The organism is Streptomyces sp. CBMA152 (genome assembly GCF_014596475.1).
Lineage (GTDB): Bacteria > Actinomycetota > Actinomycetes > Streptomycetales > Streptomycetaceae > Streptomyces.
This window is the reverse complement of the sequence record NZ_MECJ01000015.1, coordinates 477,430-488,051: the sequence shown is the minus strand read 5'-3', so window position 1 is coordinate 488,051 and position 10,622 is coordinate 477,430. Positions and strand designations below refer to the sequence as shown.

At 73.1% G+C, this 10,622-nt stretch carries 7 protein-coding genes; all 7 read left to right on the top strand.

Translation table 11 applies throughout. From position 1 onward, the window contains the following. A partial coding sequence (locus BG418_RS15795; protein ID WP_188274476.1) for a CobD/CbiB family cobalamin biosynthesis protein occupies positions 1–773 on the top strand: 773 nt, incomplete at its 5' end. After that, the gene (locus BG418_RS15790) at positions 770–2,278 is read left to right on the top strand and encodes a cobyric acid synthase (RefSeq protein ID WP_188274475.1); all 1,509 of its coding nucleotides are present in this window, start codon (positions 770–772) and stop codon (positions 2,276–2,278) included. The genes BG418_RS15795 and BG418_RS15790, both read left to right, overlap by 4 nt. Further along, complete coding sequence (cobN, locus tag BG418_RS15785; RefSeq protein ID WP_188274474.1) at positions 2,275–5,928, top strand: cobaltochelatase subunit CobN; 3,654 nt, start codon at positions 2,275–2,277, stop codon at positions 5,926–5,928. Before BG418_RS15790 ends, cobN begins: the two co-directional genes overlap by 4 nt. Continuing rightward, positions 5,925–7,934 carry a putative cobaltochelatase gene (locus BG418_RS15780; protein ID WP_188274473.1) on the top strand — a complete coding sequence of 670 codons (2,010 nt, stop codon included), beginning with the start codon at positions 5,925–5,927 and terminating at the stop codon, positions 7,932–7,934. Before cobN ends, BG418_RS15780 begins: the two co-directional genes overlap by 4 nt. After that, positions 7,934–8,533 carry a cob(I)yrinic acid a,c-diamide adenosyltransferase gene (gene cobO / locus BG418_RS15775; protein ID WP_188274472.1) on the top strand — a complete coding sequence of 200 codons (600 nt, stop codon included), beginning with the start codon at positions 7,934–7,936 and terminating at the stop codon, positions 8,531–8,533. Before BG418_RS15780 ends, cobO begins: the two co-directional genes overlap by 1 nt. Further along, on the top strand, positions 8,527–9,885 hold the full coding sequence (locus tag BG418_RS15770) for a cobyrinate a,c-diamide synthase (RefSeq protein ID WP_188274471.1): 1,359 nt from the start codon (positions 8,527–8,529) through the stop codon (positions 9,883–9,885). Before cobO ends, BG418_RS15770 begins: the two co-directional genes overlap by 7 nt. Continuing rightward, positions 9,882–10,610 carry a precorrin-2 C(20)-methyltransferase gene (cobI, locus tag BG418_RS15765; RefSeq protein ID WP_188274470.1) on the top strand — a complete coding sequence of 243 codons (729 nt, stop codon included), beginning with the start codon at positions 9,882–9,884 and terminating at the stop codon, positions 10,608–10,610. Before BG418_RS15770 ends, cobI begins: the two co-directional genes overlap by 4 nt. Positions 10,611–10,622: the final 12 nt, after the last annotated feature.

The following is a 10,622-nucleotide window of genomic DNA, read 5'->3' as shown; positions in this document are numbered from 1 at the left end:
CCTGCACCCTGCGCCCGGTGCGCGCCTGGGCGGACACCTGGTCCACCGACCCACTGCCGGGCAGCTACTACGTACGGCTCACCGCCGTCGCGCTGACCGCCGCCGCCACCTGGGCCGTCGTCGGCGGCACCTCGCTGGGCCGTGAGGCGCGCGCCATCGGCGCCGCCCTTGAGGCCGGGGACATCGAGGCCGCCCGCGCGCGGCTGCCGCATCTGTGCGGGCGCGACCCGCAGTCCCTAGACGCGCCCGGCATCGCGCGCGCGGTCGTCGAGTCCGTCGCCGAGAACACCTCCGACGCCGTGGTGGGCGCGCTGGTGTGGGGCGCGCTCGCGGGCGTGCCCGGCCTGGTCGCGTTCCGGGCCGTCAACACCCTGGACGCGATGGTCGGTCACCGTTCGCCGCGCCATCTGCGGTACGGGTGGGCCTCGGCGCGCCTGGACGACGTGGCGGGCTGGCCGGGCGCCCGGCTCACCGCCGCGCTCGCCGTGGCCGCCGGGGACGCGCCGGGAGCCGCCGCGCGCGCGTGGCGGGCCGACGCGGCCAAGCACCCGAGCCCCAACGCCGGTCCCGTGGAGGCATCGTTCGCGGGCGCGTTGGGCGTACGTCTTGGCGGCACCCTCTCGTACGGCGGCCGTGTCGAGCACCGTCCTGTGCTCAACAACGACGGGCGCGCGGTGGAAGTTCCGGACATCGAGCGGGCGGTGCGGCTGTCGCGGCGGGTGGGCTGGCTGGCGCTCGGCGTGGCGATCGCGGTGAGGAAGGTACGTACATGAGGGGCGGACTGCTGGTCGCGGGCACCACCTCCGACGCCGGGAAGAGCGTCGTGACCGCCGGGATCTGCCGGTGGCTGGTGCGCCAGGGCGTCAAGGTCGCGCCCTTCAAGGGACAGAACATGTCCCTCAACTCCTTCGTCACGCGCGAGGGCGCCGAGATCGGCCGCGCCCAGGCCATGCAGGCCCAGGCCGCGCGTGTGGAGCCGTCGGCGCTGATGAACCCCGTGCTGCTCAAGCCGGGGAGCGACCGGTCGAGCCAGGTCGTGCTGATGGGCAAGCCGGTCGGTGAACTGAGCGCCCGCGGCTACCACGGCGGTCGCCAGGAAGCGCTTCTCGGGACCGTCGTGGACTGTCTGGAGCGGCTGCGGGGCACATATGACGCCGTGATCTGCGAGGGGGCGGGCAGTCCGGCCGAGATCAACCTGCGGCGTACCGACATCGTCAACATGGGCATCGCGCGCGCCGCGAAGCTCCCGGTGGTCGTGGTCGGCGACATCGACCGGGGCGGGGTCTTCGCCTCGTTCTTCGGTACGACCGCGCTCCTTTCGCCCGAGGACCAGGCGCTGGTCGCCGGGTACATCGTCAACAAGTTCCGCGGCGACGTCTCGCTCCTTCAGCCCGGCATCGACATGCTGCGCGGCCTCACCGGACGTCATACGTACGGGATCCTGCCGTACGCGCACGGGCTCGGCATCGACGAGGAGGACGGCCTGCGGGTCTCCCTGCGCGGCGCCGTGCGCGAGTCGGTCGTCGCGCCGCCGGTCGGCGAGGACGTGCTGCGCGTCGCGGTCTGCGCCATCCCGCTGATGTCCAACTTCACCGACGTCGACGCGCTCGCCGCCGAACCCGGCGTGGTCGTACGGTTCGTGGACCGGCCCGAGGAACTGGCCGACGCGGATCTGGTCGTCGTGCCGGGAACCCGGGGCACGGTCCGGGCGTTGGAATGGCTGAGGGAACGGGGGCTGGCGCGGGAGCTGGCGCGCAGGGCGGCCGAGGGGCGTCCGGTGCTGGGGATCTGCGGCGGGTTCCAGGTGCTCGGTGAGCACATCGATGACGAGGTCGAGTCACGGGCGGGTTCCGTGACGGGTCTCGGACTGCTGCCCGTGCGGGTGCGGTTCGCGGCCCAGAAGACACTTGCACGGCCGACCGGCGAGGCGCTGGGCGAGCACGTGGAGGGATACGAGATCCACCACGGCATCGCCGAAGTGCTGGGCGGGGAAGCCTTCTTGGACGGATGCCGGGTCGGTGCGGTCTGGGGGACGCACTGGCACGGGTCACTTGAGAGCGACGGATTCAGACGACGGTTCCTGGAGCAGGTCGCGAGCGCCGCAGGTCGGCGTTTCGTGCCCGCCCCGGACACGTCGTTCGGCGCGCTGCGCGAAGAGCAGCTGGACCGCCTCGGCGACCTCATCGAAGAACACGCGGACACGGACGCGCTCCTGCGCCTCATCGAGCAGGGCGCGCCCGCAGGACTTCCCTTCATCGCACCTGGAGCACCCGCATGAGCACTGTGCTGTTGTTGTCGACCGCCGACACGGATCTGCTGGCGGCCCGGGCCTCCGGGGCGCCCTACCGAATCGGCAACCCCACCCGTATCGACGTGGCCGAGGAGCTGCCCGCGCTCGTCGAGGGCGCGTCCGTGGCCGTCGTGCGCCTCCTCGGCGGCAAGCGCGCCTGGGAGGACGGGCTCGCGGCGCTCAAGGCGTCCGGGATCCCGACCGTGCTGCTCGGCGGCGAGTCCGTGCCGGACGCGGAGCTGATGGCCGAGTCGTCGGTCCCGGCCGGCGTGGTCGCCGAAGCCCTGCGCTATCTGGTCGAGGGCGGCCCCGGCAACCTCGTGGAGCTCGCCCGGTTCCTCTCCGACACCGTCCTGCTCACGGGTGTCGGCTTCGCGGAGCCGCAGAAGATGCCGGAGTGGGGCGTGCACGGCACGCGCGCGTACGTGGAGGGTCGCCCCACCGTGGGTGTGCTCTTCTACCGCGCCCATCAGCTCTCCGGCAACACCTCCTTCGTCGATGTGCTCTGCGACCAGATCGAGGCCCAGGACGCCAACGCCCTCGCGGTGTACGTGAGTTCACTGCGCGGCGCCGAAACCGCGCTCTACGAGGAGCTGGGCAAGGCCGACGCGCTGATCGCCACCGTCCTCGCGGCGGGTGGCACCACCGCGTCCCAGGCGAGCGCGGGCGGCGACGAGGAGGCGTGGGACATCGGCGCCCTGGCCGACCTCGATGTCCCGGTGCTGCAAGGGCTCTGCCTCACCTCGTCCAAGGCCGCCTGGGAGGCGTCGGACGCCGCCGTCTCCCCCATGGACGCGGCGATGCAGGTCGCCATCCCCGAGTTCGACGGACGCCTCATCACGGTCCCGTTCTCCTTCAAGGAGCAGGGCCCGGACGACGTCCCGGTCTACGTCGCCGACCCCGAGCGGGCCGCGCGCGTCGCCGGAATCGCCGTACGGCACGCCAAGTTGAAGCACAAGCCGAACGCCGAGAAGAAGCTGGCGATCGTCTTCACCGCCTACCCGACCAAGCACTCGCGCGTCGGCAACGCGGTGGGCCTGGACACCCCCGCCTCCGCCGTCCGCGTCCTGGACGCGCTGCGGGACGCCGGATACGTGGTCGAGGGCCACCCGGACAACGGCGACGAGCTGATCCACCGCCTCATCAACGCCGGTGGCCACGACGTGGAGTGGCTGACCGAGGAGCAGCTGGCCGCCGCCCCCGCGCGCGTGCCGCTCGCCGACTACCGGGCCTGGTTCGAGAAGCTGGAGCCCGAGCTGCGCGACAGCATGCTGGAGCACTGGGGCGAGCCGCCGGGCCAGCTGTACGTGGACGGCGACGACATCGTGCTGGCCTCCCTCCAGTTCGGCAACGTCGTCGTGATGATCCAGCCACCGCGCGGCTTCGGCGAGAACCCGATCGCGATCTACCACGACCCGGACATGCCCCCGTCGCACCACTACATGGCTGCGTACCGCTGGCTGGAGAACAGTTTCGGCGCCGACGCGATCGTCCACATGGGCAAGCACGGCACCATGGAGTGGCTGCCGGGCAAGGGCCTCGGCCTGTCGTCGGGCTGCGGCCCGGACGCGGTCCTGGGCGACCTGCCGCTCGTCTACCCGTTCATCGTCAACGACCCCGGCGAGGGCACCCAGGCCAAGCGGCGCGGCCACGCCACCGTCGTGGACCACCTGGTCCCGCCGATGGCCCGCGCCGACACCTACGGCGACCTGGCCAAGCTGGAGCAGCTGCTCGATGAGTACGCGCTGGTCAGCGACCTCGACCCGACGAAGGCCCCGGCGGTGCGGGCCCAGATCTGGACGCTGGTGAAGGCCGCCGAGCTCCACCACGACCTGCATGTCGACGAGCAGCCGGACGACGGCGACTTCGACGAGTTCGTCATGCACATCGACGGCTACCTGTGCGAGATCAAGGACGTCCAGATCCGCGACGGTCTGCACATCCTGGGCGGCGGCCCGGAGGCCGAGCCCCGGGTCAACCTGGTGCTCGCGGTGCTGCGCGCCTCCCAGGTATGGGGTGGCCAGGCCAACGCGCTGCCCGGTCTGCGCGCCTCCCTGGCCGAGCACTTCGGCCTGGTGGAGAAGGAGCTCCTGGCCGAGCCGGGGACGCCGGTGAAGGTCCCGGCCGAGCTCACCGACCTGGTCGACGGTCCTGCCCGTACGGCGGCGGACACCATCGACCTCCTGGAGCAGCTGTGCCGCCGCCTGGCGGAGGGCATGGAGGAGCGCGACTGGTCCGTGCCGGCGTGCGCCCCGCTGGTGGAAGACGTCCTGGGCACGCAACTCCCGGACGCGGTCGCCGTGTTGGAGTTCGCCTGCCGCGAGGTGGTGCCTCGTCTGGCCCGTACGACCGACGAGATCACCCACATCCTGCGGGCGCTCGACGGCGGTTACGTCCCGGCGGGCCCGTCCGGCTCCCCCACCCGGGGCCTGGTCAACGTGCTGCCGACCGGCCGGAACTTCTACTCGGTCGACCCCAAGGCCATCCCGTCCCGGCTGTCCTGGGAGGTCGGCCAGGCGCTGGCCGACTCGCTGATCGCGCGCTACCTCGCGGACACCGGGGCGTACCCGAAGTCGGTGGGCCTCACCGTCTGGGGCACCTCCGCGATGCGCACCCAGGGCGACGACATCGCCGAGATCCTGGCGCTGCTCGGCTGCCGCCCGGTGTGGGACGACGCCTCGCGCCGCGTCACCGGCTTCGAGGTCGTGCCGGTCGCGGAGCTGGGCCGCCCCCGCATCGATGTGACGGTCCGCATCTCGGGCTTCTTCCGGGACGCGTTCCCGCACGTGGTGGGCCTCATCGACGACGCGGTACGGACGGTGGCCGAGCTCGACGAGCCGGCCGACTCCAACTACGTCCGGGCGCACGCGGACGAGGACACCGCCGAACACGGCGACCGCCGCCGCGCCACGGCCCGTATCTTCGGCTCCAAGCCGGGCGCGTACGGGGCGGGCCTGCTGCCGCTGATCGACGCGCGCAACTGGCGCAGCGACGCGGACCTCGCCGAGGTGTACGCGGTCTGGGGCGGCTACGCGTACGGTCGCGGGCTGGACGGGCGGGCGGCCCGGGGCGACATGGAGACGGCGTTCCGCCGGATCGCGGTGGCGGCGAAGAACGTCGACACGCGCGAGCACGACCTGGTCGACGCCGACGACTACTTCCAGTACCACGGCGGCATGGTCGCCATGGTCCGCCATCTGACGGGTGAGTCCCCCGAGGCGTATGTGGGCGACTCGGCGACGCCGGACCAGATCAAGACCCGCACCCTGGGCGAGGAGACCCACCGCGTCTTCCGCGCGCGCGTGGTCAACCCGCGCTGGATGGCGGCGATGCGGCGCCACGGCTACAAGGGCGCTTTCGAGATGGCCGCGACCGTGGACTACCTGTTCGGGTACGACGCGACGGCGGGTGTGGTCGACGACTGGATGTACGAGAAGTTGTCGGCGGAGTACGTGTTCTCTCCGGAGAACCAGGAGTTCATGCGCAAGTCCAACCCCTGGGCGCTGCGCGGCATTACGGAACGGCTGCTGGAAGCGGCGGACCGGGGGCTGTGGGCCGAGCCGGACGCGGAGACCCTTGAGCAGCTCCGCGCGACCTATCTGCAGCTTGAGGGCGACCTGGAGGGTGACGACGCATGAGCACGCCTTATCCGTTCAGCGCGATCGTCGGGCAGGACGATCTGCGGCTCGGACTGCTGCTGAACGCCGTGTCCCCGGCGGTCGGCGGAGTCCTCGTACGCGGCGAGAAGGGCACGGCCAAGTCGACCGCCGTGCGGGCGCTTTCGGCGCTGCTGCCCGAGGTCGACGTGATAGTGGGATGCCGGTTCTCCTGCGACCCCGTCGGCCCCGATCCGGCCTGCCCGGACGGGCCGCACGAGGCCGGGACCGGGGCGGCGCGGGCCGCGCGGATGGTGGAGCTGCCGGTCGGCGCCTCCGAGGACCGCCTCGTCGGCGCGCTCGACATCGAGCGGGCGCTCGCGGAGGGCGTGAAGGCGTTCGAGCCCGGGCTGCTCGCCCATGCCCATCGCGGGATCCTGTACGTGGACGAGGTCAACCTCCTCCACGACCACCTGGTCGACCTGCTCCTCGACGCCGCCGCCATGGGCGCCTCGTACGTGGAGCGCGAGGGCGTCTCCGTACGGCATGCCGCGCGTTTCCTGCTGGTCGGGACCATGAACCCCGAAGAGGGCGAGCTGCGGCCGCAGTTGCTGGACCGGTTCGGGCTGACCGTGGAAGTGAAGGCGTCCCGGGAGCCGGACCAGCGGGTCGAGGTGGTCCGCAGGCGGCTCGCGTACGACGACGACCCGGCCGCCTTCGCGGCGCGCTGGGCCGACGAGGAGAGCGCGGTGCGGGCGCGGATCATCGCCGCGCGGGCGCTGCTGCCTGAAGTCCGGCTCGGAGACGGCGCGTTGCGCCAGATCGCCGCCACGTGCGCCGCTTTCGAGGTCGACGGCATGCGCGCCGACATCGTGATGGCGCGCACCGCGACCGCGCTGGCCGCGTGGGCGGGGCGTACGGACGTGCTCGCCGAGGACGTCCGGCAGGCGGCGCTGCTCGCGCTGCCGCACCGCCGACGCCGCAATCCCTTCGACGCCCCCGGCCTCGACGAGGACAAACTCGACGACACCCTCCAGGAGTTCGGAGGCCAGGGCGAGGACGACGACCCCGATCCGGACGGCCCGGGCGGCGGTGGCGGCGGGCAGCCGCCGCAGAACGACGGGCCGTCGCAGGACGGCGGCGCCGGGGACACCCCCGCGCGCCCCGAGGCGGGCGAGGGCGGCGAGCCGCAGCCTTCGGGGGCGGGCGAGCAGCAGGCCGTACGGGCGAGTGAGCCGTTCCGTACGAAGATGCTGAGCGTGCCGGGGCTCGGCGAGGGCGCGGCCGGGCGCAGGTCGCGGGCGCGTACGGCGCACGGCCGGACCACGGGAGCCCGGCGCCCCCAAGGCGCGCTCACCAAGCTGCACTTGGCGGCGACCGTCCAGGCGGCCGCGCCGCACCAGCGGGCACGCGGGCGTTCGGGGCGCGGCCTGGTCGTCCGGCGCGACGATCTGCGCCAGGCGACGAGGGAGGGCCGCGAGGGCAACCTCGTGCTCTTCGTCGTCGACGCCTCCGGCTCGATGGCGGCCCGGCAGCGGATGGGCGCGGTCAAGGGCGCGGTGCTCTCGCTGCTGCTCGACGCGTACCAGCGGCGGGACAAGGTCGGCCTGGTCACCTTCCGGGGCAAGGGCGCGGAGGTGGCGCTGCCGCCGACGTCGTCGGTGGACGCGGCGGCGGTGCGCCTGGAGTCGCTGCCGACGGGCGGGCGCACCCCGCTCGCGGCCGGGCTGCTCAAGGCGCACGACGTGCTGCGGGTGGAGCGGATGCGGGATCCGTCGCGGCGGCCGCTTCTCGTGGTGGTGACGGACGGACGGGCCACGGGCGGCGTCGACCCGGTGGCCCTCGCGGGCCGGTCGGCCCGGCTGCTGGCGGCCGAGGGGACCGCGTCGGTGGTCGTGGACTGCGAGTCGGGCCCGGTGCGTCTGGGTCTTGCGGCGGAGCTGGCGCGCGAGCTCGGCGGCCCGGCGGTCACGCTCGACGAGCTGCGGGCCGACTCGATCGCCGGTCTGGTCAAGGACGTACAGGGGATGAACAGGAGGGCCGCCTGATGCCGCAGGGACAGCCGAGTGTGGTGCCGGAGGACGGCCTGACGACCCGTCAGCGACGTAACCGGCCGCTGGTCGTGGTGCACACGGGCATCGGCAAGGGCAAGTCGACGGCGGCCTTCGGGCTCGCGCTGCGCGCCTGGAACCAGGGGTGGCCGATCGGGGTGTTCCAGTTCGTCAAGTCGGCGAAGTGGAAGGTCGGCGAGGAGAACGCGCTGAAGGTGCTCGGCGCCTCCGGCGAGGGCGGGTCCGTGGCCTGGCACAAGATGGGCGAGGGCTGGTCCTGGGTCCAGCGCGATGAGCAGCTGGACAACGAGGACAAGGCCCGCGAGGGCTGGGAGCAGGTCAAGCGGGACCTGGCGGCCGAGACGTACAAGCTGTACGTGCTCGATGAGTTCGCCTACCCGATGCACTGGGGCTGGATCGACACCGACGAGGTGATCGCGGTGCTGCGCGACCGTCCGGGGACCCAGCATGTGGTGATCACGGGCCGCAACGCACCGGAGAAGCTGGTGGACTTCGCGGATCTGGTGACCGACATGTCCAAGGTGAAGCATCCGATGGACGCCGGTCAGAAGGGGCAGCGGGGCATCGAGTGGTAGCACGTCTCGTCATCGCCGCGCCGTCGTCGGGCAGCGGGAAGACCACGGTCGCGACGGGCCTGATGGCCGCGTTCGCCGCGACCGGGCTCGCCGTGTCCCCGCACAAGGTGGGGCCCGACTACATCGACCCCGGCTACCACGCGCTGGCCACGGGGCGGCCGGGGCGCAACCTCGACGCGTACATGTGCGGCGCGGAGCTGATGGCTCCCCTGCTCGCGCACGGGGCGCGGGGTTGTGACATCGCCGTGGTCGAGGGCGTGATGGGCCTGTACGACGGGGCGTCGGGCCACGGCGAACTGGCGTCCACCGCCCAGGTGGCGAAGCTGCTGCGGGCGCCGGTGGTGCTGGTCGTGGACGCGTCGTCGCAGTCGCGGTCGGTGGCAGCGCTGGTGCACGGGTTCGCGTCGTGGGATCCCGAGGTGCGGATCGGCGGCGTGATCCTGAACAAGGTCGGGTCGGATCGGCACGAGGCGGTGCTGCGCGAGGCGCTGGACGAGTCCGGCGTCCCGGTCCTCGGCGCCCTGCGACGCGCCGCCCCCCTGTCGACCCCGTCGCGCCACCTCGGCCTGGTCCCGGTCGCCGAGCGCCACCCGGACGCGGTGGCCGCGGTGGCGGCGATGGCGGAACAGGTACGACGGGGCTGCGACCTGGCCGCGCTGGAGGCACTGGCACGGTCGGCGCCGCCGCTGGACTGCGAGCCGTGGACACCTTCGGCGCAACCGGGCGGGACCGAGCAGTCGCCGCTCGCCGCACCCCCCGTCGTCGCCCTGGCCGGAGGCCCCGCCTTCACGTTCTCGTACGCCGAGCATGCGGAGCTGCTCACCGCCGCCGGAGCAGACGTCGTGGTGTTCGATCCGCTGCGCGACGAGCAACTCCCGGACGGCACCGCCGGATTGGTCATCGGCGGCGGGTTCCCCGAGGTCTACGCCGCTGAGCTCAGCGCCAACGCACCGCTGCGCAAAGCCGTCGGCGAGCTGGCGCGGTCCGGCGCGCCCGTCGCCGCCGAGTGCGCCGGGCTGCTCTATCTGGCGCGGTCGCTCGACGGACAGCCCATGTGCGGCGTCCTGGACGCCGACGCGCGGATGTCGGAACGGCTGACACTCGGGTACCGGGAGGCCGTGGCGGTGGGCGACAGTTGCCTGGCCGAGGCCGGGACCCGGCTGCGCGGGCACGAGTTCCACCGGACCGTCCTCGACCCGGGGGCGGGTCCCGCGCCCGCGTGGGGACTGGTGCACCCGGAGCGCCGGGTCGAAGGGTTCGTACAACAGGGCGTGCACGCGAGCTATCTGCATACGCACTGGGCCGCCCGGCCCACCATCGCCCGTCGGTTCGTTGAGAGGTGTGCCGGATGAGCAGGCTGGTCGGAGTCGGAGTGGGGCCCGGGGACCCGGAGCTGGTGACCGTGAAGGGCGTCAAGGCGCTCCAGGGTGCCGACGTCGTGGTCGTGCCCGTCATGGACACGGGAGAGCGCGGGCGCGCCGAGGCGACCGTGCTCCACTACGTGGACGGGGCCAAGGTCGTACGGGTCGTCTTCGCGCTCAACGAGCGCACCGACCGGGGCCGGCGCGAGGCGGCCTGGGACGCGGCGGGCGAGACGGTCGCGGAGCTGCTGCGCGCGCACGAGCGCGTCGCCTTCGCGACCATCGGCGACCCCAATGTGTACTCGACGTTCACCTATCTCGCCCAGACCATCGGCGAGCTGGTGCCGGGCACCGAGATCGCGACCGTGCCCGGGATCACCGCGATGCAGGACCTCGCGGCCCGTTCCGGCGCGGTCCTCACGGAGGGGACGGAGCCGCTGACGCTGGTCCCCGTCACCGCCGGGTCCGCCGTGCTCAAGGACGCGCTTGAGGGCCCCGGCACGGTGGTGGCGTACAAGTTCGGGCGCCAGGCCGGCGAGGTCGCGGCGGCGCTGCGGGCGACCGGGCGGATCGACGACGCGGTGTGGGGCTCGGCGCTCGGCCTGGACGAGGAGTCCATCAGCCCGGCCGCCGATCTCGACGGCACCCCGCTGCCGTATCTGTCGACGCTCATCGCGCCCGCCCGGCGCGACGGCGGACGCGGCGGCAAGCTGTGACCGCGTCGGCGC

Excerpts from the sequence above, each read along its gene's own strand:
- BG418_RS15790 (WP_188274475.1), top strand. The coding sequence starts at position 770 with ATGAGGGGCGGACTGCTGGTCGCGGGCACCACCTCCGACGCCGGGAAG.
- cobN (WP_188274474.1), top strand. The coding sequence starts at position 2,275 with ATGAGCACTGTGCTGTTGTTGTCGACCGCCGACACGGATCTGCTGGCG.
- BG418_RS15780 (WP_188274473.1), top strand. The coding sequence starts at position 5,925 with ATGAGCACGCCTTATCCGTTCAGCGCGATCGTCGGGCAGGACGATCTG.
- cobO (WP_188274472.1), top strand. The coding sequence starts at position 7,934 with ATGCCGCAGGGACAGCCGAGTGTGGTGCCGGAGGACGGCCTGACGACC.
- cobI (WP_188274470.1), top strand. The coding sequence starts at position 9,882 with ATGAGCAGGCTGGTCGGAGTCGGAGTGGGGCCCGGGGACCCGGAGCTG.